Below are 21,769 nucleotides of genomic sequence, written 5' to 3'. Positions count from 1 at the left end.
ATCACTCGTTGTGGGCATGAAATTGACGACCTCGGGTCGACCCGAGGTCGTCAATTTCATGCCCACAACGAGTGATCAGCGGCGGCGGCGCCGGAACACGATCGGGTCCCCGGCGAACTCCTCGAACACGGCTCGTTCCTCGGCCGACAGACGCCGCGGTCGCCCCGCCGCGGCGTCGAGCACCACGATCGTGGTGACGGCCCGGGTGTACGGCTCCAGACCCGACGGCGGTCCCGTGCGCGCAAACCCGCCGGGCGCGCCGTCGTACACCTCGTAGCAGACCTCGAGCGAGGCCCCGCCGATCGCGCCGATCCACATCTCGATGCGCACCGGGTCCCGCGTGAACTCCAGCGGACGCAGGTACTCGATCTGCTGACCGGCCACCAGCGTGTGCGACGTCGCGTGCGGACCGGTGTCCAGGATCGCCGTCGGCCACGGGTCCTCCGCCTCGGGGTGGCGCCAGAACGCGGTGATGCGGGCGTCCTCCAGGAGCCGGAACATCGCCACGTTGTTCACGTGCTGGTAGGCGTCGAGATCGGACCACCGCAGCGAGACCGGGACGTGCAGACGAGTCATGCACGCATCGTCGCACGCCGCCGCACACGCCCCGGGCCCTCGCCCGCCGCGCAGCGTCTCACGCCGTGTCTCACGCCGCGGCGGTCGTCGCCGCCTCCCGGCAGTCGGCCAGCGCCGCCATCTCGGCGGCGACCGGCTCGCGGACCTCGGCGACCGCCACGGCGGCCACCGACTCCCGCAGCTGCCGCCGCACCCGCGCCGACCGGCGTCGGGCACCGATCGCACCCGCGCCGCGGGACAGCAGTGCGAGCACCAGCCCGGCCACGACCCCGCCGACAGCCAGGACGGTGGGCCAGGGGACGTCGAACGTGCCGCCTCCCCAGCGCGTCAGATCGATCGTCAGGTCCGGTACGAGCAGCGGCGGCAGCTGGAAGTAGGCCAGCAGCGCGCTCACCCCCAGCCACGCCAGACCCACGACCGTGGCGGCGAGCAGCAGCCACTGCAACCCGCCGACGGCGCGCCACCACAGCGGGCGACGTTCCTGCTCCAGGCGGGTGGCGGCCACCGCCTGGTCCAACGCGTCCGGCAGGCGGTCGATCGCCGCGGTCCCCCGCCCTCGCGCCGCCAGGACCCACGCGTCCGGGGCCCCGGCGGTCACCTGGTCGACGTAGGAGCGCACGGCCGAGCCCGTCGCCGCGCGGACGCTCGGACGCGTCTGCGGCAGCGAGGTCCGGGCGAGGTCCGGCCGGTCGGGCGGCACCCGCACCTGGTCGCTGCGCAGGCCGAGCCGACGCAGCGGGTCCTTGCGCAGCCGGGTGATCCACCGGGTGACCGGCCACCCCGTGGCGAGACGCGCGTCGCGCTTCGCCCCGCTGCGCACGGCGTCGACCACCGTCGTCACCCCGGCCGCGTCCTCGAGAGCGTCGACCAGCCCGCCGTGCGCCCGGTCGGCTCCCCGGACGGCGGGCGCCTGACCGCAGGCCGCGACGACGTCCCGGGCGACCGCCCGCGTGTCCGCCACCAGCCGCGCCGTGGCGGCCTCCCGCCGCCGGGCGGCCTCGGCGAGCAGACCCTGCAGCCGATCCATGCCCTGTCCCGTGCGCGCCGAGACGGCCAGCACCCGGGCACCGGCCAGGCCGTCGTCGACCACCAGGCGGCGCAGGTCGGCCAGCACCGCCTCGGCCTCGTCCGCATCCAGCCGGTCCACCTGGTTCAACGCGACGACGACGACGTCGGCACGTCCGGCCAGCGGGCGCAGGTAGCGCTCGTGCAACGCGGCGTCGGCGTACTTCTGGGGATCCACGACCCAGACCAGCAGGTCCGCCCGCTCCACCAGCCGTTCGGCGCGCACCCGGTGCTCGACCACCACCGAGTCGTGGTCGGGCAGATCGAGCAGGACCAGCCCGGTCGCGATGCCCGCCGGGGGCCGCGAGCGCCGCAGCAGGCCTCGGGATGACCCCTCGGACTCCGTCCCGGCCGTCGGCTCCACCTCGTGGCGGCGCGGCACGTCGAGCCAGTCGAGCAGCTCGTCGGCGCCCTCGCCCCACACCGCGGCCAGGGCGTGCGCCGTCGTCGGGCGCTGCACGCCCGGCTCGGCCAGCTCGGCGCCCGCGACGGCGTTGAGCACGCTGGACTTGCCCGACCCCGTCGCCCCGGCCAGCGCGGCCACCGTGTGCTCCGCGCTCAGACCGCCGCGCTCCCGTGTCCGCTCGACGACTCCCCGCGCGGCATCGACCAGATCGGGGTCGAGTCGTCCCTGCCCCGCCCCGACCGCCCGTTCCAGGGCATCGGTACGGGTGGCGAGGTCCGGCTTCATCCCTGGTCCTTTCGTCGCCACCGGCGCCAGAACGGCGCGCGGCGGGAGGGCGTCCCCTCGTCGGTGGGCGCCGCGGCCGCGGCCTGGGCGCCCGATACCGTCGGCACGCCGTCGGGCACGGTCGGCGGGCGGAACGTGCCCGCACCGCGCAGCAGGCCGCCGCTCCACGGCCGGGTCAGGCCGTCGGCCGACCGTGGCCGCGACGCGCGCTCGGCCCGTGCGGCCTGCTCGACGGCGCCGGCCGCTGCCCGCAGGCGGTCGCCGCGCGAGTCGTCCGTACCCAGGGCGTCGAGCTGAGACGTGTAGCGGGCGGACTGCCCTCGCAGCACCGCGTCCGCCCGCGCCGTCAGCCGCTCCTTGGCCTGCGCCGCCAGCCGACGCACGGCGTCGTCCCCGAACACGGCCTCCAGCAGCTTCTGCGCGACGACGGCGGTGCCGCCGGCGATGCCGACCTCGAGCCCGCTCAGGCCGGCGGTCGAGGCGAAGACGACGACCATGAGGCTCACGCCGAGCGCGTTGACGCCGAACGACAGCGCCCGGGCGGTGCCCCGCTTGCTCTCCCCCTGCTCGCGGACCAGCGCGAGCACGTCGCCCTGCCAGCCGCGGATGGTCTCGGCGACCTCCGGACGCAGCCCCGCCGCGGTGCGGGACAGCTCGAGGCCGTCGAGCAGCGCCGCCCCCGCGGCGTCGCCGCGCCAGTCGTCGTAGGTCCGTTCGGCCGCCTGCTCGGCCGCGTCCAGCAGGACCGACTCCAGCCCGTGCGCGATCGCCTGCTCGACGTGCGGCGCGTCCTTCGGCCTTCCCCGGAAGAACCGTGCCACGGCGTCGCGCGCCTTGCCGACGCCGGCCTCGACGGCTCGGAAGAACTCGCCGGTGCCGATGAAGTCCTGCCACCGGGCCAGCACCTCCCCGCGCAGCAGCGCGCCGTCCGACGTCGCGGCGTCGACCTGGCGCAGCGCCTCGGCGTGATGACGCTCCACGGCCTCGCGCAGCCGGGTGTCGGCGGCACGCTGGGCGTCCGCGGCGGCGGCGAGGTCGTTCGTCCGTCGCACCAGGTCGTCGACGACGCCGTCACGTGTCGCCGCGATGACGCGCGCGCGGGAGTCGGGGTCGCCTCCCAGGCCCGAGAGCCACGTCGCGAGCTCGCCGACGGCGTCCTCGGGCAGGAGCCCGTCGGTCATCGCCCCCGCACCGCTGCCGGGCGTCTCCGGGACGACGAAGAGCACGGCGTCGTCCAGCCCGTGGTCGGTCATGAGGCGCCGCAGGTCGGCCGCCACCTCCTCGGTGCCCGGATCCACCCGGTCCAGGACCAGGGCGACCTCGGCGCGCCGCGCGGCAGCGGTGGTGAGCAGCTCCCACGGCACGGCGTCGGCGTACCGGGCGGCGGTCGTGACGAACAGCCACAGGTCCGCGGCGCCGAGCAGCTGGCCGGCGAGCTCGCGGTTGGCCTCCTCGACCGAGTCGACGTCGGGGGCGTCGAGGAGTGCCAGGCCCTGCGGCAGGTTGCCGCTGGCCACCAGACGCAGGGACCGGGCCGCGGCCCCGGTGCCCACCGCGCCCGGGGCTGCGGCATGGGCACCGTGGGTCGCGGTCCGCGCCAGCCCCGGCAGGATGCGGTCCCCGGAGAACCAGCGGGCGTCCAGGGGGTGGTGGACCAGCACCGGGGACCGGGTGGTGGGCCGCAGCACCCCGGGCGTGCTGGCCTGCTCACCGAGCAGCGAGTTGACGAGCGTCGACTTGCCCGCGCCCGTCGACCCGCCGACGACCACGAGCAGCGGTGCACGCTCGGCCCGCAGGCGGGGCAGCAGGTAGTCGTCGAGCTGGTCGGTCGCGCGGGCCAGGACCGTACGGGCGTGGTGGACGCCCGGCGTCTCCAACGGCAGCCGGAGGGCGCCGAGCCGGGCCCGCAGCGTGTCGAGGGAGTCGAGCAGCGCCGCCGTTCCGGAATCCGGTGAGAGCGCCGAGTTGGCGGAGACGATGTCGTCGCCGCCCGCGGGAGGTCGTTCCCCGGCGTCGGCGCCGTTGCCCGGAGTCGACGGGTCGACGGGTTCGTCGGGCGCGCCGGTCTCGGTCATGTGCCCAGTCTGCACACTTCGGACGTTCGGTGCAGGGACCCGGCCGCGCCCGTGTCGCCTCTCGTCCGCTGTGGGTATGAAATCTCCAGGCGGGCACCCCGGGCGACCTGGAGATTTCACGCCCGCAGCGGTGGGGGTGCCAACGCCGGCCAGGGTTCAGCGGGGGAGCCTGTCGCGCAACCAGGCGATGCACACCTCGGCCTGCGCCCGCTGGAAGGCCCGCACGTGCGGGATGCCGGGCGGGTCCGGCTGCAGCGAGGCGTGCAGGAAGTATCCGGTGAGTGCCACGAGGTAGGCGGTCACGGCCTCGTCGTCCGTCCCAGACGGCAGCGGGTGCCGCGCCAGGACGGCGGAGGGCGGCGGACCACCCTCCGCGTGCACCGCGGGAAGCATGCCGACCAGGTCGCAGAAGGCCGCACCGCGTGCGGCGAACGGCCAGTCGACCGCCACCGCACCCGCGCCGGTGAGCACGGCGTTGTCGGCGCGCAGGTCGCCGTGCTGCAGCACGCTCCCGGCGATCGCGTCGCTCACCGACCCCTCGACCGCCGCCAGCTCGTCGAGGTGCGCGGCGAACCACGGGTCGTAGCCCGCCAGTCCGGCGGGGCGCTCGTCGGCGAGGGCCGCGGTACGGTCCATCGGCAGCTCCTCCACCATCGCGGGCAGCACCCCGTCGGGCACCTCGACGGCGCTGATCTCCCGGCTCAGGCGCACGAGCGCGTCGAGCTCGTCCCCGCGCAGCGGCGTCCGGGGCGGCCGGCCGTCGAGGGCCTCGGTGGCCAGCACGACCCACGGCTCGGCGAGCTCCCCCGCGGCGTCGACCTCGATCACCCAGCACAGCCGGGGCGCCGGGGGGCCGGCCGGCAGCAGCGCGAGACGCTCCGCCTCGCGGCGGTACATCCGTGCGGCCACCTCGTGGCCGGCGCCGACGGCCTTGACGAACACCGGGCCGGCGGCGGTCGTCAGCACAGACGCGAGCCCGGGCGAGTAGCCGCCGTCGCGGCTCGACCAGGACGTCACCGTCCCGCCGAGGCGGGACTCCACGGCAGCCCGGACGGCCCCGGGCAGGTCCGGCCAGATCGGTCGTGCGCGCGTCGTGAGCTCGGTCATGCGACGAACGATGCCCGTCCGGGGCGCCCCACGTCGAGCGAAAATGGTCGTGGGCGGAGGTCCAGGCCCGCAGAACGCACGAGGTGCGCGTCCCGGTCCGGGACCTCCGCCCACGACGGCGGCGACGGAGGTTCAGTCGCGCGTGAGACGGCGGTACGTCACCCGGTGCGGACGCGCCGCGTCGGCGCCGAGCCGCTCGACCTTGTTCTCCTCGTAGGACGCGAAGTTGCCCTCGAACCAGTACCAGTTGGCCGGGTCCTCGTCGGTGCCCTCGTAGGCGAGGATGTGGGTGGCCACCCGGTCGAGGAACCACCGGTCGTGGGAGACCACGACGGCGCAGCCCGGGAACTCCAGCAGCGCGTTCTCCAGCGAACCGAGCGTCTCGACGTCGAGGTCGTTCGTCGGCTCGTCGAGCAGGAGCAGGTTGCCGCCCTGCTTGAGGGTCAGCGCGAGGTTCAGCCGGTTGCGCTCACCACCCGAGAGCACGCCGGCCTTCTTCTGCTGGTCCGCACCCTTGAAGCCGAACGAGGCCACGTAGGCGCGCGAGGGGATCTCGACGTTGCCGACCTGGATGAAGTCCAGCCCGTCGGAGACGACCTCCCACAGCGACTTCTCCGGGTCGATGCCGCCGCGGGACTGGTCCACGTAGGAGATCTTCACCGAGTCGCCGACCTTCAGCTCGCCGCCGTCGAGCGGCTCCATGCCGACGATGGTCTTGAACAGGGTCGTCTTGCCGACGCCGTTCGGCCCGATGACGCCGACGATGCCGTTGCGCGGCAGCGTGAACGAGAGCCCGTCGATGAGCCGACGGTCGTCGAAGCCCTTCTCCAGCTTCTCGGCCTCCAGGACCAGGCTGCCCAGTCGGGGACCGGCCGGGATCTGGATCTCCTCGAAGTCGAGCTTCTTGGTGCGCTCCGCCTCGGCCGCCATCTCCTCGTAGCGGGCCAGGCGCGCCTTGGACTTCGTCTGGCGGCCCTTGGCGTTCGAGCGCACCCAGTCGAGCTCCTCCTTGAGGCGCTTGGAGAGCTTGGCGTCCTTCTTGCCCTGGACCTCCAGGCGGGCCTGCTTCTTCTCGAGGTACGTCGAGTAGTTGCCCTCGTACGGGTACAGGCGGCCGCGGTCGACCTCGCAGATCCACTGCGCCACGTGGTCGAGGAAGTACCGGTCGTGAGTGACGGCGAGCACGGCGCCCGGGTAGGTCGCCAGGTGCTGCTCGAGCCACAGCACCGACTCGGCGTCCAGGTGGTTCGTGGGCTCGTCGAGCAGCAGCAGGTCGGGCTTCTCCAGCAGCAGCTTGCACAGCGCGACGCGGCGGCGCTCACCGCCGGACAGCACGGTGACGTCGGCGTCCGGCGGCGGGCAGCGCAGCGCGTCCATCGCCTGCTCCAGCTGGGAGTCCAGGTCCCAGGCGTCGGCCGCGTCGATGGCCTCCTGCAGCTCGCCCATCTCCCCCATCAGCGCGTCGAAGTCGGCGTCGGGCTCGGCCATGAGCGCCGAGATCTCGTTGAAACGGTCGACCTTGGCCTTGATCGGCCCGACCGCCTCCTCCACGTTGCCGAGGACGGTCTTGTCCTCGTTGAGCGGCGGCTCCTGCTGCAGGATCCCCACGCTGTAGCCCGGGGACAGCCGCGCCTCGCCGTTCGACGGCTGGTCGAGCCCGGCCATGATCTTCAGGATCGTCGACTTGCCGGCTCCGTTGGGGCCGACGACGCCGATCTTGGCTCCGGGGTAGAAGTTCAGCGACACGTCGTCGAGGATGACCTTGTCACCGTGCGCCTTGCGCGCCTTGTACATGGAGTAGATGAACTCAGCCACTGGCTCGTTTCCACCGTTCGATCGCGCTGTCTGTGGGATACCGGCTGGCACGGCGGAGGACCGGCGTGCAGCCGGTCCCCCAGCCTACGCGACCCGCCGCGCTCAGGGGCCGACGAGCGCCGGATCCTCGGCGGTACCGCGCGGAGCACCCGTCAGCGCGTCGTCCAGGTCGGTGCCGTCCAGGTCGGCGTCGTCCGCGCCGGCGTCCACGAGACCGTCGGACCCGGAGGACTCGTCCGGGTCCCCCTCGGGGGCACCCGGCGCCGCACCCTCCGGTCCCGTGAGGTCGCGGGGGTCGGTGGGCACCGTCGGCACGTTCCACGCGTCCGGCGACACGCCCTGCCGCCCGGAGGCGTCGGCGGCGTCGTCCAGCACGACCTTGGCGTAGCTCGTCAGCCCTCGCGTCGCGTCCGGCCCGACGGCGTCGGCCTCCACCACCAGGGCGACGCGGTCACGCCCGTCGCGGTCGACCCACTCCTCGGACGACAGCCGCCCGGTCACCACGACGGGCTGCCCCTGGACGAGCGACGTGGACACGGTGCGTGCCGCCCGCCCGAAGGCCTTGACGGTGAACCACGTCGTGCGACCGTCGTGCCACTCCCCCGACTGCGGGTCGCGCACCCGCCGGGTGCTGGCCACCCGGAAGCTCGTCCACGGCACGGCGCTCGCCGACAGGTGCAGGGGCGGGGTCGTCCCGACGTACCCCGTCACGGTCACGGTGGCCTGGCTCATGCGTCCTCCTCAGGTCCGGTGGCCGGCTCCCTGCCGGCCGCTCGGCACCAGGCTCAGGTGGACGCGGTGGCTCTGTCCTCACCGTCGGCCGGGCCTGTGGACGGCGCGCTGATCTCGGCGACGGTGGGAATCTGTACGGCCCCGGTCAGCGGTCGTGACGCCGGCATCTCACGCGCCGACGTCGCCAGCTCACGCACCCGACGGTGCTCGGTCAGCACGCGCCGGGTGGGCTCGCCCAACAGCTCGACCAGGACCTCGCGGATCCCGGCCCGGCCGGCCGCGGCCACGGCAGCCGTGCGCTGCCCCGCCAGTCGACGCCGCATGACCACCCGGGTGACCGCGAGCACCGCCGCCACGACCAGGAGCACCACGCCGCCGACGGTCACCACCAGGTCCCACGGCCCGTCGAGCGGGAGCACATCCGTCAGAGCCAGGACGCCGAGGACTCCCAGCACGACGCCCAGCCCGGCGCAGACCCAGGACGCGCGCCACAGCGCTCGGGACGACGACGGTCCACGCACGTCGAGGTCGACGTCGCGCAGCGCGGCCGTCACCGCCGACCGCAGCCGGTCCGCTCCCGCCGTCGACTCCGCGAGAGACCGCTGCCACCCCGGCCGCAGCGCGGCTCCCGCGCGGGTCAGCCAGCGCGCACGGGACAGGGCGATCGCGTCCCGGTCCGGGACGGGCAGCTCGGGCATGCCGTAACCGTTGCGCACCGCGGCCCCGACCTGGCTCGCCACGGCGTCGAGGCCCGTTGCCTCGACCACCGGTTCCAGCTCACGGTCCACGGCGGCGTCGAGCTGCCACGGCACGTCCGACGGGGTCTGGCTCAGCAGGGCACGCGCCGCGCCGTCGAGCTCGGCCGCCGCCCGTCCGGCCGCGACCGAGCGCCGCCCGCACGCCTCCTCCAGGATCTCCCGCACGGCGGAGATCCCCTCCCCGGTCCGCGCGGAGGCCGGCTGCACGTGCACACCGTCCAGGCCGTCGTCGGCCAGCAGCCGTCCCAGGTCCTCGACCAGGTTGTCGCGCTGGGTGTCGGGCACCGCGTCGACCTGGTTGAGCACCACCACCATCGAGGACTCCGAGCCCACCTGCTCGCGGAGGTAGCCGGAGTGCAGGGCGTCGTCGGCGTACTTCTGCGGGTCCACGACCCACACCAGCAGGTCCACCAGCGGCAGGACCCGGTCCACGACCTCGCGGTGCGCCGGCTCCACGGAGTCGTGGTCGGGCAGGTCGAGCAGCACCAGGCCCTGGAGCGCCTGCGCGCCGTCGCCCTCCAGGTCCTCGCTGTGGGTGATGCGACGTTCCCGGTCGACGCCGATCCAGTCGAGCAGCGGTTCGGACTCGTCCGACCAGGAGCACGCCGTCACCCGCGCCGTCGTGGGCCGCTTGACCCCGACGTCGGCGAACGTGAGACGCGAGATCTTGTTGAACAGGCTCGACTTGCCCGATCCGGTACCGCCGGCGAACGCGACGACCGTGTGGTCCACCCCCAGCGCGAGGCGCTGGCGGACCCCCTCCACCGCGGTGCTGACGCGCTGCGCGGTCACCCCGTCGAGTCGCGCGCCGGCCAGCGCGAGCGCCTCGGCGAGGTCCTCGGTGCGGGCCCGCACGGTGGCGTCGTGCGAGGTCGTCATGTGAGCCTCCTCAGCTCGGCGAGCCGCAGACGCAACGCCACGGCCGCGTCGTCGGCGAGGTCCGGGGAGTCCAGCAGGTCGCGCACCGCGCTCACCTCGTCGTCGACGACGGCGGCGGCCCGGTCGGCCAGGTCGTCGCGCAGCGCCTCGACCTCGGTGGCCGCCGTCGTGCCGACGCAACGGTCGAGCAACCGGAGGGCGTCCCCGCTGCCGGCCGCGCCGGCCAGCAGCAGCGCCGCCAGCCCGCGCTCGCCGAAGGCCTTCCCCGCCGCGAGGACGCGGTCGTCCGCCCCGCCCAGCAACGTCGTGACACGGGTGTCGGCACCCGCGACCCACTCCTGCACGGCCCGGGGCACGGCACGGTCGCGAGCGGCCACCCGTTCGTCGGGGTCCGGCAGGACGTGCTCGCCCCCCGGGGGCGCCGCCGGTCCGGCGAGCACGGCGCGCAGCCGTTCGCCCACCCGCGCACCCGCCGCCGTGAGCGTCCGGGTCGCCGCTCCGGCGACGTCGTCGCGCAGCACCTCGAGAGCCTGCGACCGGGCGCGCCCGGCACGCCGGGTGCTGCGGGCGCGGCCGTCCTTGACCTTGACCCGGTCGACCCCGGCCGTCCCGGACAGCTCGCGCCAGCGCGCCTCCACCGAGGCGCCGGCCACCACCCCCGCCGCCACGGAGTCGCGGGCCAGCTTCTCGGCCGCCGGGAGCTCGGCGTCGACGGCCCGCCGCAACGCCGTCGTCGCCGTCGCCTGGTTCTCCACCGCGTCGGCCAACGACGTCACCCATCCCGGCAGCGCACCCAGGGAACCCTTGAGCGTACGGACGACGACGGCGCGGGACCGGTCCGGTCCGGCCAGCATGTGCAGCCACCGGCGCACCGGCGCGACGACCTCGTCGTCCAGCAGGCCCTCGTGCGGGCCCACGTCGGGCACCACGAACAACGGCGTGTCCGTCATGCCGTGGGCGCGCAGCCGCGCCATGAGGTCGCCGCGGATGGTGGCCAGGTCCGCGGTCGGCACGCGGTTGAGCACCATCGCCACGGACGCCCCCCGCTCGGTGGCGCGCGCGAGCGCCTGCCACGGGAGGGCGTCGCCGTAGCGCGAGGCGGTCGTGACGAACAGCCACAGGTCCGCGCCCTCCAGCAGCTGTTGCGCCGTCGAGCGGTTCGCCTGCACGAACGAGTCGAGGTCGGGGGCGTCCAGCAGGGCCGTTCCCCGCGGCACCCCCGCGTGGTGCACCACGCGGCTGAGCTCGGTGGCCGGACCCTCGGCGACGACGTCGGCGTCGGCCGGGTTGAAGGCCAGGACCGGCTCGCGCGTCGTGGGTCGCAGCACGCCGGCCTGCGAGACCTCCTCGCCGAGCAACGAGTTGTACAGGGTGGACTTGCCGGCTCCCGTCGACCCGGCCACGACCACCACGGCGGGAGAGCTCAGCTCGGCCAGCCGCGGCAGCAGGTGCTCGTCGAGCTGGGCGAGCAGCCGGTCCCGTGAACCACGTGCCTCCTCGGCGCCGTCGATCGGCAGCGGAAGGCGCACCTCGGCGACGTCGCGGCGCAGGTCCCGTGCGACGTCGTGCACGGTGAGGCCGAGCTCCTCGGCCGCCTCGGCGTCGGGCCGCCCGCGCAGGAAGCGGTTGGCGCGCGTGGAGGAAGTCACGGGGTCATCCTGGCGTGCCCGGCGGTCCGTGCCAAACGCGCGCGCCGGTCGGGACGGTACCGATCTCGGCTCGTCAGTCCCGCGGGCCCGAACCGTCGGCCTTGCGCCCGGTCTCCCGCTCCCACGCGTCCAGCTGCTGGGTGAGCGCTCGCGCCAGCTCGAAGACCTGCTGCGGCGGGATGCGCACCCGGGACACGACCCGCGCCGGCATCACCCGACCGCCGCTCTGGGTGCCGGTGTCCTTGTCCACGGCGGCCTTCGCCGGGGACTTCGCGGCGACGAAGTCCAGGACGAACGACGCCGACGTGTGCCACACCGAGGCGAAGTCCGCGGGCACCCCCGTCTCGTGCTCGCTGGGCAGGTCGACCTGGAGCTTGAGCTCGGAGCTCGCCATGACGGTCCTCTCGCAGTCGGTCGGTGTCCCCCCGACCGTACCGCCGGACGACACCCCCGACGTCGCTCCCGACGGACCACGCCCCCGGCCGTCGCGACGTCGGGCCGGCAACGGACCGCGACGGTGCCACGGTGCCCCCGGCAGGACTCGAACCTGCAACCTACGGATTAGAAGGCCGTTGCTCTATCCGTTGAGCTACGGAGGCGCGGACCCATCGTAGTCAGTCCGGGGACGTCGCCGGAGCACGCAGCCGCAGCGCGAACAGTCCGCACACCAGGCACACGGCGACGTTGACCGCCACGAGCACCCGGTGGTCGACGACGGCGAGCGCCGCGGCACCGGCCAGGGTCACCAGGACCCCGGGCAGGTTGAGGACCACGTGGCTGGCGGCGCCGACCCGGCCCTGCAGGCGTGCCGGGGTGAGCACCTGCCGCTCGGTGACGTAGGCGATGACGGCGCTGGTGACGGTGAACCCGACCACGCCCATGCCGAGCACCGCGGGCACGACCCACGACCCGAGGAGCGGCACGAGGCCGACGGCGAGCCCGAGCAGGCCCAGCGCGAAGACCCGCGGACGCCCCAGCCGCAGCATGAGCCGGCCGGCCAGCAGACCGGCCGCCAGCCCCGCGACGCCCTGCAGCGCGGTGAGCGGCCCGAGCAGCGCCGCGGACAGCCCCAGGTGGTCGAGGATCGCGAAAGCGACGGCGTTCACCAGCCCGACCGCCGCCATCGCCCACAGGATCGCCGTCGTCATCCCCGCCAGCGGCGGCGTCGAGAACAGGTACCGGAAACCCTCCGAGGCGTCGGCCCGGAACCCCGCCGGCGCCTCGTCGTCGGGCGACGACTCCGCCAGCCGCACGCCGGCGAAGACGAGCGCCGAGACGCCGAACGCGGCGATCGCCGCGAGCACCAGCGGCGCGGGACCGCTCCAGGCGTAGACGGCGGCGCCCAGGACGGGCATGGCGATGCGGAAGACCTGGTCGATCGCCGCCAGGCGGCCGTTCGCGTGCCCCAGCGCCTCGTCAGGCAGCAGGTCCTTGAGCAGACCGGACTGGCAGGCCGCCGTCACGTAGGCCACGGTCGCGTACAGCACCGTGACGACGTAGACGACCCCGACGTGCCCGGCCTGCGTCACGAAGAGCAGCGGCACCAGCACGAGACCACCGCCGAGGTAGGTCCACACGAGCATCCGACGGCGGGAGACCCGGTCCGCGAGCCGGCCCAGCAGCGGCGCCGCGAGCGCCGGGACGCCGAGCGCCGCGAAGGTGGCGCCGCCGAGCGCGGCGCTGCCGGTCAGGTCGGTGACCCACACCGCGAGGATGAGGACCAGCACCGAGTCCGCGAAGTTCGTCAGTGCCCAGCCGGCGGTCAGGACGCGGAACGTCGGGGTGCGCAGCGCCGCAGCGGGTGAAGTCACGGCCACACGGTACGTGGCGCGGCGGCGGCCGTTCCCTCCTGGCATAAAAGCCGTGCACCACCGAGGTGGGACACGGCATGCTCGAAGCACACCGCGGTGGCGTCCGTCCGGCAGCACGCCGGACGGTCGGGGGTCCCCGGCCCGGACCGATCAACCCGAGAAACCCACGTCACGAAGGACCACTCCCATGCACCCCCTGGAAGCCATGACCGTCTACCAGGCGCTCCACGAGGAGCGACTGGCCGACGCGGAACGCGCCCGGCTCGTCCGGCGCGTCCGTGCGGCGAACGCCGCGGGCACGCACCCCGCGCAGCACCTGGACCCGCGGCACGGCTGGTGGGGCGACGTCGTCGCCCTCCTGCGTGCCCGGACGCCGGTGCCGCGGCACCCGCAGCCTCAGCACGGCTGGACGCCACGCCCGCGCCCGGCCGAGCACCGGACCCGGACGGCCCGGACCGTAGGCTGAGGGCGTGAGCCCGAGCAACCCGAACGACCGCATCGTGTGGATCGACTGCGAGATGACCGGCCTGGACGTGCACGCCGACGCCCTGGTCGAGGTCGCCGCCGTGGTCACCGACTCCGAGCTGAACGTGCTCGGCGACGGCGTCGACGTCGTCGTCCGCCCTCCCGCCGAGGCGGTGGAGCAGATGAACGACTTCGTGCGCGCGATGCACACGACGTCCGGGCTGCTCACCGAGCTGGAGGCCGGCACCACGCTGGCCGACGCCGAGGCCCGCGTCCTCGCCTACGTCCGCGAGCACGTGCCGGACCCCGGCAAGGCGCCCCTGGCCGGCAACTCCGTGGGCACCGACAAGATGTTCCTGGAACGGGACATGCCCGAGCTCACCGGGCACCTGCACTACCGGATCGTGGACGTGTCCTCGATCAAGGAGCTCGCGCGCCGGTGGTACCCGCGCGTGTACTTCGCGTCCCCGCCCAAGGAGGGGGGGCACCGTGCGCTGGCCGACATCCTGGAGTCGATCGACGAGCTGCGGTACTACCGCGAGGCGCTGCTCGTGCCGCAGCCCGGACCCGACTCGAAGACGGCCCGGGCCGTCGCCGCGCGCATCAAGGAGACCTCGGTCACCCCACGTGCCCCGATGTCCTGATCGCGGCACGGAGCATGTACACTTTTCGACGGCCGCAGCGCTCGTCCGGCACGCCGGACGGACGACGGCCATGGTGGCTATAGCTCAGTCGGTAGAGCGCCTGGTTGTGGTCCAGGAGGTCGCCGGTTCAAGCCCGGTTAGCCACCCCCACGAGACGGTCTCGGCGCTTCGCGCCGGGGCCGTCTCCCTGTCTGTGTCACCTCCCCTCGATACGGTGGTCCCCACCGCACCGACGCGAGGAGACAGATCATGACCGACCCGTCGTTCCCCGAGCCGACCGTCGTCGCCGCGGACGCCCAGCATCTGGCCGTCGTGCGAGAACGGGTCGCCATGGCCGACGTCCCGGCGCTCTTCGACCGCGCGTTCCCCCTCATCTTCGCGGCCCTGGAGCGCCGAGGGATCGGGCCGGTCGCACCGCCGCTCGGCGTCCTGCACGGCACGCCCGGCGAGACGCTCGACATCGGAGTCGCCGTCCCCGTGGCGGAGCCCTTCGAGGCCGGCGGCGACGCTGAGGGCGTCGCGGGCGAGACGCTCGCGCCGGGGCCCACCGCCACCCTGCTCGTGCGAGGCGACTACGGCCGGCTCCCCGCGGCCTACGACCACCTCTACCGCTGGATCGCGGCGCAGGGACTGACGGCGGGCGAGGTCGCCTGGGAGCAGTACCTCACCGAACCGTCGCCCGACGGCGACCCGGCACGCAACGAGACCCTCGTCGGCGCGCAGCTCGTCGAGTAGCCGCACCCGACGGGCCGGGGGCACCGGGCGGTCCGTCCGGTGCCCCACCGGCGGGTTCCCTCGCGCAGACCGCCATGCTGTGGTCGGCTAGGACGCCGGACACCAGCGACGTCGGGAGACAGCCACCCATGATCGAGTTCCGATCGGTCACCAAGACCTACCCGGACGGCACCGACGCGGTCGCGGACTTCGACCTCGTCGTGCCCCCGCACCGCACCACCGTGCTCGTCGGGTCCTCCGGGAGCGGCAAGACGACGCTGCTGCGCATGATCAACCGAATGGTCGAGCCGACGTCCGGCAGCATCGAGATCGACGGCGAACCGATCGCCGACCGCGACCCCGTGCGGCTGCGGCGCAGCATCGGCTACGTCCTGCAGAACGGCGGGCTGCTCCCCCACCACCGGGTCGTGGACAACGTGACCACGGTGCTGCGCCTCGAGGGCACGCCGAAGCGGCAGGCCCGTGAACGGGCGATGGAGGTGCTCGACGTCGTGGGGCTCGACCCGACGCTCGCCGAGCGCTACCCGAGCCAGCTCTCCGGCGGGCAGCAGCAACGGGTCGGGGTGGCCCGCGCGCTGGCCGCCGACCCCAACATCCTGCTCATGGACGAACCCTTCGGCGCCGTCGACCCGATCGTGCGCGCCGAGCTGCAGAACGAGACGCTGCGCCTGCAGCAGGAGCTCAACAAGACGGTCGTGTTCGTCACCCACGACATCGACGAGGCGTTCCTGCTGGGCGACCAGGTCGTGATCCTCGAGAAGAGCGCCCAGGTCGCGCAGATCGGTTCCCCGAGCGAGATCATCGAGCACCCGGCCACCGACTTCGTGGCGAGCTTCATCGGCACCGAACGGGGCACGCGGGCGCTGCACACCAAGACCACCGAGCGCGGCACCGTGCTGGTCGACACCAGCGGCCGGACCCAGGGCGTGCTCGTCGAGGACGGCGCATGACCTGGGTCGTCGACAACCTCGACCTCATCGGACGCCTCACCGTGGAGCACCTGCGCCAGAGCGCGCTGCCCATCGTGCTGGGATTCGTCCTGTCGATCCCGGCGGGGTGGCTCGCCTTCCGCTTCACGCTGACCCGGGGGCTGCTCCTGACCGTCGTCGGGCTGCTCTACACGATCCCGTCGCTCGCCCTGTTCGCGCTGCTCCCCCCGCTGCTGGGCATCAGCTTCCTGTCGGAGGTCAACCTGATCATCGCGTTGACGATCTACGCGGTGGCGATCATGACCCGGTTCGTGGCCGATGCGCTGGCGTCGGTGTCGCCCACCGTGCGGCAGTCGGCCGTGGCCGTCGGGTACGGCACCTGGCGGCGTTTCTGGCAGGTCGACCTGCCGCTGGCGGGGCCTGTCGTGCTCGCCGGGCTGCGGGTCACGGCGGTCTCGACGATCTCGCTGTGCACGGTCGGGATCCTCATCGGCATCGACAACCTCGGCTACCTCTTCACCAACGGCTACCAGCGCCAGATCGTCGCCGAGATCCTCGCCGGCGTCGTCGCCGTCGTGGTGATCGCGCTGCTGGTGGACTGGCTGCTGGTGCTCGCGGGCCGCTGGCTCATGCCCTGGACCCGGCGGAAGGCGGCGTGATGGACCTCTTCTCCGACGCCTTCGCGTGGATCTTCTCCCCCGACCGGCTGACCGGTTCGCTGCCCCTGCCCGAGGCGATCTGGACCCACCTGGCGTTCACGTTCGCCTCGGTGGTGATCGCGGCGGCGATCGCCGTCCCGACCGGCTGGCTCATCGGGCACACGGGCCGCGGGCGCGAGGTCGCCGTCGCCCTGTCCGGGGCCGCCCGCGCGGTGCCGTCCTTCGGCCTGGTGCTGCTGCTGGTGCTCGTCTTCGGCGTGACGCACAAGGTCGGAGCGTCCACGACGGCGTTCGTGCTGCTCGCGATCCCCCCGATCCTGGCGGGCGCGTACTCCGGCGTGGAGGCGGTCGAACGACGGGTCGTCGACGGCGCCCGGTCGGTGGGCATGACCTCCGCCCAGGTGCTGGGCAAGGTCGAGGTGCCGCTCGGGCTGCCGCTGCTGATCGGCGGGTTGCGCTCGGCGACGCTCCAGGTCGTGGCCACGGTGACGCTCGCCGGCTACGTCGGCAGCTGGGGCCTCGGCTTCTACATCGTCCAGGGCATCCAGATCCGCGACTTCGCCCAGATCCTCGGTGCCGCGCTGGTCATCGTCGCGCTCGCCGTCGTCCTCGACCTCGCCTTCGCGCTGGTCGAGCGCGCCGTGGTGCCCCGCGGCGTGACCGCCGGGCGGGACCAGGACGACGCCCCCACCCGCCGTCGACGGCGCCCGGTCCGGCGGGACGCACCGAGCACCTGACCAGGACGAACCGGGCATCGCGTGCTTGACTGGGCCAGCCACCGGTCAGCAGCCTGGCCACGTCCCTGTCCGCCGGCCGCCCGGCCGCGGAGAGACACCCGCAGAGAGGCACACACCCATGCGCACCACCCGACGCACCACCGCCCTCGTGGCGGGCGCCGCAGCAGCCCTGCTCACCCTGAGCGCGTGCGGCGGCGACTCCGACCCGCTGGAGCAGGACGCCGGCGACGACGGCGAGACCATGTCCTCCGACACGATCGTCGTCGGCTCCCAGGCGTACTACTCCAACGAGATCATCGCGGAGATCTACGCCCAGGCGCTCGAGGCGGGCGGGTTCACGGTGGAGCGGAACTTCTCCATCGGCCAGCGCGACGCGTACATGCCGGCGCTGGAGACCGGCGAGGTGCAGGTCTTCCCCGAGTACACCGGAAACCTGCTGCAGTACTACGACCCGGAGACGACGGCGACCTCCGCCGACGACGTCTACGCCGCGCTGCAGGAGCAGCTGCCGGACACCCTGGCGGTGCTGGACCAGTCCCCTGCCACGGACCAGGACTCCTACAACGTCACGGCCGAGTTCGCCGAGGCCAACGGCCTGTCCAGCATCGCGGACCTCGCAGGCATGGACGGCCTGACCGTCGGCGGTCCCGCCGAGCTCGAGAAGCGCCCCTACGGCCCGCAGGGCCTGGCGGACGTCTACGGCGTCGACGTCTCCTTCGAGGCCACGGGTGACACCACCGTCCAGGACCTCGTGGCCGGGACCGTCGACGTGGCCAACGTCTTCAGCGCGGACCCGCGCATCCAGACCGAGGACCTCGTCACCCTGGAGGACCCGGAGGGCCTGTTCCTCGCCTCGAACGTGGTCCCCCTGGTCAGCGCCGACGTGGCCGACGAGGTCGCGGACGTGATCAACCCCGTCAGCGCTGCCCTGACCCCCGAGGGACTGGTGGATCTCAACGTGCAGTCCACCGAGGACAAGCGTTCCAGCGAGGACATCGCCGCCGACTGGCTGAGCGAGAACGGCCTGTCCTGACCACCCCCGCAACGCTCCGGCCCGCGGGGTAGGCACGATCCCGGCGAGGTAGGCCTACCTCGCCGGTTGGTCGCCTACCTCGCGGGGTGGTGGCCTATCTCGCGGGGTGGGCCTACCCCGTGGAGGTGGGGTCAGGCGATTCGCGCGACGATCGCGTCGGCGAGCTTCTCCACCGTGCCGGCCTCACCCGCGTGCTTGAGCCACAGCGACGGCTCGGTGAGCTCCAGCTCGATGACCACCGGGGAGTCGCCCTCGCCGCCGCCGACCAGGTCGACCCGCGCGTACAGGAACGGCTCGGTCACCCCGAGACGCTCGTGCGCGACGGCGAGCGCCCGGCGTGCGACGTCGATCTGCGCCGGCGTCGCCTCGACCGGGCGCATCTGCTCCTTGCGGTACAGACCCTGGGTCGGCCGGCTCGGCCCGGTCAGCAGGGCGTTCTTGCGCACGGCGTGCCGCATCTCGCCCTCGACGAAGATCAGGCAGGTCTCGCCCTCGGTGTCCACGGACGTGACGTAGGGCTGGATCATGATGGAACGACCGCCGTCGAGCAGCTCCTTGGCGTGCTCGATCGCCAGCGCGCGCGACTCCGCGCTCACGGGCTGGTAGCGGCCCGTGTCCTGGGCACCCGCGGAGACCACGGGCTTGACGACGAAGTCGCCGAAGGCCGGCATCCGCGTGTGGATGGCCCGCTTGGACAGGTGCCGCTCGGGGTCCAGCCAGATCGTCGGGATGACGGGGACCCCGGCGTCGTCGAGCGCCTGCAGGTAGGTCTTGTCGGTGTTCCAGGCGATGACGTCGGCGGCGTTGGCCAGGCGCGGCACCCGACGTGCCCACTCGATGAACTCGTCGCGTCGCGGCGAGTAGTCGTAGGTGGAGCGCACCACCACCAGGTCGTAGGCGGACCAGTCGACGTCCGGGTCGTCCCACACCACGGGCTCGGCGGTGACGCCGCGGGCGGCCAGGGCGGGGACGATCGGACGGTCGTCCGCGTCGAGGTCGGGCAGGACGGAGCAGGTGGCGAGTCCGACTCGCTTCGTCGTGGAGGTCACGCCCCGAGCCTAGCCCGAGCATGTTTCGCCGGGGCGTCCGCCCGCCAGGTGGGCGGGTTCACAGCCCGTACTCCTCCAGCAGCCGCAACCAGACCTCGCTGACCGTGGGGAACGCGGGCACGGCGTGCCACAGACGGTCCAGCGGCACCTCGCCCACGACGGCGATCGTCGCGGCGTGCAGCATCTCACCGGCGTCCGGACCGACGAACGTCACGCCCACGAGCACCTCGCGGTCGGTGTCGACGAGCGCCTGGACCCGGCCCGTGTAGTCCGGCGAGGTCACGCCGGCTCCCGCGACCGCCGACAGGTCGTAGGCCACCGCCCGCACGGGCAGCCCGGCGGCCCGGGCCGCACGCTCGGTGGGTCCCACCCAGGCCACCTGCGGCCGGGTGAAGACCGCCTGGGTCTGCGCCCCGTGGTCGGCGCGCGCCGCGTAGCGGCTCCACTCCCCGGTGCCCGACGCCGGCACGTCCGCGGACGGGTCGTCGCCCGGTCCGTAGCGGGTGGCCACGACGTCGCCGGCCACCCGCGCCTGGTACTTGCCCTGGTGGGTGGTCGCCACCCGGCCGGTGACGTCGCCGCAGGCGTAGAGCCACGGGCGACCCTGCGGGTCGGGGGCCACCCCGGCGACGGCCGTGGTGTCGTCGATCTCCAGCGGCTCGCCCGGCGTCAGCCCGACGCTGTCGAGCCCGACGTCGCCGGTGCGCGGGCGTCGGCCGGTGGCCACGAGCAGCTCGGCGGCGCTCACCTGCGCCGGGCCGTCGTCACCGGAGACGGCGACGGTGACGGGCCCGCCCGGCTCGGGCCGGGAGACCTCCTGCGCCTCGACGCCGATCCGGACCGTCACGCCGGCGTCCCGCAGCGACTCCGCGACCGCCCGGCCGGCGAACGGCTCCGCCCCGCCCAGCAGGCCGGAACGCGCGAGCAGCGTCACCCGGCTGCCGAGGTCGGCGTAGACGGTGGCCATCTCGCACCCGACGACCCCACCGCCGAGGACCACCAACGACTCGGGCACCGACTCCGCGGACGTCGCCTCCCGCGAGGTCCACGGGTTCGCCTCCGCCAGACCGGGTACGGGGGGCACGACGACCTCGCTGCCGGTCGACACCACGACCGCGCAGCGCGCCCGCAGCACGTGCACCTCGCCGGGGGCGTCGTCGTCGACCGTCCGCGCCGGGGTGACCTCCACGGTCCGCTCGCCCACGAGTCGGCCGTGACCGCGCACCAGGGCGATGCCTGCCGAGTCGAGCCAGGACTCCTGCCCGGAGTCGTCGCCCTCCCCCGTCATCTGGTCCCGCCACGCCAGCACCGCCGGGGCGTCCACCGGCCCCGGGTCGGCGACCCCCGGCGTCTCGGCCGCCGCCTGCCGCACGGCGCCGGGGCGCAGCAGGGTCTTCGACGGGATGCACGCCCAGTACGAGCACTCCCCGCCCACCAGCTCGGCCTCGACCACCGCGACCGAGAGCCCCGTGGCTGCCGCGCGGCCCGCCGCGTTCTCCCCGACGGGCCCCGCACCGATGACGATCACGTCGTACGTCTGCTCCATGCGGGCATGGTGTCGCGCCGCGGCCGATCCTGCAGCACGAGTGGAACGGTCACGTCCTTGGAGGCTTCCCCCATCGCGGCGCGGCGACCTTGGTGATTCCCGCAACCGCTTGTGCGATCCGTGCACGACGCCGCCCGCCCGGTGGCGCACCGGACGGGCGCCCGTCGGCCGGCCGGCGGGCACAGTGGTACCCGCGACCCGACCACCGAGGAGCAGCGTGACCGACACCGCCACCACCGACCACCCGCACGCGCGGCTGCACGCCGGCGACGCCGCGCGCGTCGCGACGTTCGCCGCCCTGATCGCCGTGCTCGGCCTGCCGGGATCGATCAGCCTGTTCGGCAACGCCGTACCCGTCACGCTGCAGACCCTCGGCGTCATGCTCGCCGGCGCGATCCTCGGCGCGCGGCGCGGCGCCCTGGCCGTGGTGACGTTCCTCGCCCTCGTCGCCGCGGGCCTGCCCCTGCTCGCCGGCGGCCGGGGCGGGCTGGGAGCGTTCGCCGGACCGTCCGCCGGATACCTCGTCGGGTTCGTCGCCGGGGCGTACGTGACCGGGCTGCTCGTCGAGCGTCTGCGCCGGGTCACGTTCCTCGGCGTGCTGGGCGCCGCGGTCGTCGGGGGCATCGCCGCCGTCTACGCGGTCGGCCTGCCCGTCCAGGCGCTGGTCACCGGCCTCCCCCTGGCCCAGACCGCCGCGCTGTCCGCGGTGTTCCTGCCCGGCGACCTGCTCAAGGCCCTGGCCTGCGCCGCGATCACCGTGGGCGTGGCGCGCTCCTACCCGGCCGCCCTGCGGCACCGCGGCCGGGAGGGCTGA

The 21,769-nt window shown here is 74.1% G+C and carries 20 protein-coding genes and 2 tRNA genes; 9 read left to right on the top strand and 13 right to left on the bottom strand.

Features of this window, described 5'->3' with window-relative positions; all coding sequences use genetic code 11:
- Positions 1–75 precede the first annotated feature (75 nt).
- The 11 genes from ACIQLL_RS06710 to ACIQLL_RS06660 form a co-directional block, all read right to left on the bottom strand.
- The gene (locus ACIQLL_RS06710; RefSeq protein ID WP_402464570.1) at positions 76–576 is read right to left on the bottom strand and encodes an acyl-CoA thioesterase; all 501 of its coding nucleotides are present in this window, start codon (positions 574–576) and stop codon (positions 76–78) included.
- A gap of 70 nt (positions 577–646) precedes the next feature.
- Positions 647–2,332 carry a GTPase gene (locus ACIQLL_RS06705; RefSeq protein WP_402464568.1) on the bottom strand — a complete coding sequence of 562 codons (1,686 nt, stop codon included), beginning with the start codon at positions 2,330–2,332 and terminating at the stop codon, positions 647–649.
- Positions 2,329–4,407, bottom strand: a complete 2,079-nt coding sequence (locus ACIQLL_RS06700; RefSeq protein ID WP_402464566.1) for a dynamin family protein — start codon at positions 4,405–4,407, stop codon at positions 2,329–2,331. The genes ACIQLL_RS06705 and ACIQLL_RS06700 overlap by 4 nt, the downstream gene beginning before the upstream one ends.
- Positions 4,408–4,563: 156 nt before the next feature.
- Complete coding sequence (locus ACIQLL_RS06695; protein ID WP_402464564.1) at positions 4,564–5,514, bottom strand: phosphotransferase family protein; 951 nt, start codon at positions 5,512–5,514, stop codon at positions 4,564–4,566.
- 132 nt (positions 5,515–5,646) lie between these two features.
- Positions 5,647–7,329 carry an energy-dependent translational throttle protein EttA gene (ettA, locus tag ACIQLL_RS06690; protein WP_402464562.1) on the bottom strand — a complete coding sequence of 561 codons (1,683 nt, stop codon included), beginning with the start codon at positions 7,327–7,329 and terminating at the stop codon, positions 5,647–5,649.
- A 102-nt stretch (positions 7,330–7,431) separates the two neighbouring features.
- Complete coding sequence (locus ACIQLL_RS06685) at positions 7,432–8,061, bottom strand: single-stranded DNA-binding protein (RefSeq protein WP_402464560.1); 630 nt, start codon at positions 8,059–8,061, stop codon at positions 7,432–7,434.
- Positions 8,062–8,114: 53 nt separating this feature from the next.
- Positions 8,115–9,698 (bottom strand): GTPase, encoded by a 1,584-nt coding sequence (locus ACIQLL_RS06680; RefSeq protein WP_402464558.1) that lies wholly within the window; start codon positions 9,696–9,698, stop codon positions 8,115–8,117.
- Entirely contained in the window at positions 9,695–11,347 is a 1,653-nt protein-coding gene (locus tag ACIQLL_RS06675) for a GTPase (RefSeq protein WP_402464556.1), read from the bottom strand. Before ACIQLL_RS06675 ends, ACIQLL_RS06680 begins: the two co-directional genes overlap by 4 nt.
- Positions 11,348–11,420: 73 nt before the next feature.
- Positions 11,421–11,741, bottom strand: coding sequence for a DUF3467 domain-containing protein (locus ACIQLL_RS06670; RefSeq protein ID WP_402464554.1), 321 nt, complete (start codon positions 11,739–11,741; stop codon positions 11,421–11,423).
- A 132-nt stretch (positions 11,742–11,873) separates the two neighbouring features.
- Positions 11,874–11,946, bottom strand: a tRNA-Arg gene (locus ACIQLL_RS06665).
- A 15-nt stretch (positions 11,947–11,961) separates the two neighbouring features.
- Entirely contained in the window at positions 11,962–13,158 is a 1,197-nt protein-coding gene (locus tag ACIQLL_RS06660; protein WP_402464552.1) for an MFS transporter, read from the bottom strand.
- A 187-nt stretch (positions 13,159–13,345) separates the two neighbouring features.
- Here ACIQLL_RS06660 and ACIQLL_RS06655 point away from each other — a divergent pair, with 187 nt between their 5' ends.
- The 8 genes from ACIQLL_RS06655 to ACIQLL_RS06620 all read left to right on the top strand — a co-directional run bounded on the left by ACIQLL_RS06655 (position 13,346) and on the right by ACIQLL_RS06620 (position 18,360).
- Positions 13,346–13,624, top strand: a complete 279-nt coding sequence (locus ACIQLL_RS06655; RefSeq protein ID WP_402464550.1) for a hypothetical protein — start codon at positions 13,346–13,348, stop codon at positions 13,622–13,624.
- Between the two features lie 4 nt (positions 13,625–13,628).
- Positions 13,629–14,267 carry an oligoribonuclease gene (gene orn, locus ACIQLL_RS06650; RefSeq protein WP_402464548.1) on the top strand — a complete coding sequence of 213 codons (639 nt, stop codon included), beginning with the start codon at positions 13,629–13,631 and terminating at the stop codon, positions 14,265–14,267.
- 72 nt (positions 14,268–14,339) lie between these two features.
- Positions 14,340–14,417, top strand: a tRNA-His gene (locus ACIQLL_RS06645).
- A 99-nt stretch (positions 14,418–14,516) separates the two neighbouring features.
- Positions 14,517–15,002: a GyrI-like domain-containing protein gene (locus ACIQLL_RS06640; protein ID WP_402464546.1), complete on the top strand. Its 486-nt coding sequence runs from the start codon at positions 14,517–14,519 to the stop codon at positions 15,000–15,002.
- 128 nt (positions 15,003–15,130) lie between these two features.
- Positions 15,131–15,952, top strand: coding sequence for an ABC transporter ATP-binding protein (locus ACIQLL_RS06635; protein WP_402464544.1), 822 nt, complete (start codon positions 15,131–15,133; stop codon positions 15,950–15,952).
- On the top strand, positions 15,949–16,590 hold the full coding sequence (locus ACIQLL_RS06630) for an ABC transporter permease (RefSeq protein WP_402464542.1): 642 nt from the start codon (positions 15,949–15,951) through the stop codon (positions 16,588–16,590). The genes ACIQLL_RS06635 and ACIQLL_RS06630 overlap by 4 nt, the downstream gene beginning before the upstream one ends.
- Positions 16,590–17,327 (top strand): ABC transporter permease, encoded by a 738-nt coding sequence (locus tag ACIQLL_RS06625; RefSeq protein WP_402464540.1) that lies wholly within the window; start codon positions 16,590–16,592, stop codon positions 17,325–17,327. The genes ACIQLL_RS06630 and ACIQLL_RS06625 overlap by 1 nt, the downstream gene beginning before the upstream one ends.
- A gap of 118 nt (positions 17,328–17,445) precedes the next feature.
- A complete protein-coding gene (locus tag ACIQLL_RS06620) occupies positions 17,446–18,360 on the top strand; it encodes an ABC transporter substrate-binding protein (RefSeq protein ID WP_402464538.1) in 915 nt (304 codons plus the stop codon).
- Between the two features lie 131 nt (positions 18,361–18,491).
- Here the strand turns inward: ACIQLL_RS06620 and ACIQLL_RS06615 are convergent, their stop codons facing one another.
- Together ACIQLL_RS06615 and ACIQLL_RS06610 are read right to left on the bottom strand one after the other, a co-directional pair.
- Entirely contained in the window at positions 18,492–19,409 is a 918-nt protein-coding gene (locus ACIQLL_RS06615) for an ATP-grasp domain-containing protein (protein ID WP_402464536.1), read from the bottom strand.
- Positions 19,410–19,467: 58 nt separating this feature from the next.
- On the bottom strand, positions 19,468–20,955 hold the full coding sequence (locus tag ACIQLL_RS06610) for a dihydrolipoyl dehydrogenase family protein (protein ID WP_402464534.1): 1,488 nt from the start codon (positions 20,953–20,955) through the stop codon (positions 19,468–19,470).
- Positions 20,956–21,172: 217 nt separating this feature from the next.
- Here ACIQLL_RS06610 and ACIQLL_RS06605 point away from each other — a divergent pair, with 217 nt between their 5' ends.
- Positions 21,173–21,769 carry a biotin transporter BioY gene (locus ACIQLL_RS06605; protein ID WP_402464532.1) on the top strand — a complete coding sequence of 199 codons (597 nt, stop codon included), beginning with the start codon at positions 21,173–21,175 and terminating at the stop codon, positions 21,767–21,769.

Origin of the sequence: Isoptericola aurantiacus, assembly GCF_044769875.1 — a bacterium.
Classification (GTDB): domain Bacteria; phylum Actinomycetota; class Actinomycetes; order Actinomycetales; family Cellulomonadaceae; genus Isoptericola; species Isoptericola aurantiacus.
The sequence above is the reverse complement of the archived record's forward strand: the minus strand, read 5'-3'. Positions and strand labels throughout refer to the sequence as shown.

What these genes read in the sequence shown, in the direction of transcription:
- ACIQLL_RS06710 (WP_402464570.1), bottom strand. Translation starts at nt 576, where the DNA reads ATGACTCGTCTGCACGTCCCGGTCTCGCTGCGGTGGTCCGATCTCGAC.
- ACIQLL_RS06705 (WP_402464568.1), bottom strand. Translation starts at nt 2,332, where the DNA reads ATGAAGCCGGACCTCGCCACCCGTACCGATGCCCTGGAACGGGCGGTC.
- ACIQLL_RS06700 (WP_402464566.1), bottom strand. Translation starts at nt 4,407, where the DNA reads ATGACCGAGACCGGCGCGCCCGACGAACCCGTCGACCCGTCGACTCCG.
- ACIQLL_RS06695 (WP_402464564.1), bottom strand. Translation starts at nt 5,514, where the DNA reads ATGACCGAGCTCACGACGCGCGCACGACCGATCTGGCCGGACCTGCCC.
- ACIQLL_RS06685 (WP_402464560.1), bottom strand. Translation starts at nt 8,061, where the DNA reads ATGAGCCAGGCCACCGTGACCGTGACGGGGTACGTCGGGACGACCCCG.
- ACIQLL_RS06680 (WP_402464558.1), bottom strand. Translation starts at nt 9,698, where the DNA reads ATGACGACCTCGCACGACGCCACCGTGCGGGCCCGCACCGAGGACCTC.
- ACIQLL_RS06670 (WP_402464554.1), bottom strand. Translation starts at nt 11,741, where the DNA reads ATGGCGAGCTCCGAGCTCAAGCTCCAGGTCGACCTGCCCAGCGAGCAC.
- ACIQLL_RS06655 (WP_402464550.1), top strand. Translation starts at nt 13,346, where the DNA reads ATGCACCCCCTGGAAGCCATGACCGTCTACCAGGCGCTCCACGAGGAG.
- ACIQLL_RS06640 (WP_402464546.1), top strand. Translation starts at nt 14,517, where the DNA reads ATGACCGACCCGTCGTTCCCCGAGCCGACCGTCGTCGCCGCGGACGCC.
- ACIQLL_RS06635 (WP_402464544.1), top strand. Translation starts at nt 15,131, where the DNA reads ATGATCGAGTTCCGATCGGTCACCAAGACCTACCCGGACGGCACCGAC.
- ACIQLL_RS06630 (WP_402464542.1), top strand. Translation starts at nt 15,949, where the DNA reads ATGACCTGGGTCGTCGACAACCTCGACCTCATCGGACGCCTCACCGTG.
- ACIQLL_RS06625 (WP_402464540.1), top strand. Translation starts at nt 16,590, where the DNA reads ATGGACCTCTTCTCCGACGCCTTCGCGTGGATCTTCTCCCCCGACCGG.
- ACIQLL_RS06620 (WP_402464538.1), top strand. Translation starts at nt 17,446, where the DNA reads ATGCGCACCACCCGACGCACCACCGCCCTCGTGGCGGGCGCCGCAGCA.
- ACIQLL_RS06610 (WP_402464534.1), bottom strand. Translation starts at nt 20,955, where the DNA reads ATGGAGCAGACGTACGACGTGATCGTCATCGGTGCGGGGCCCGTCGGG.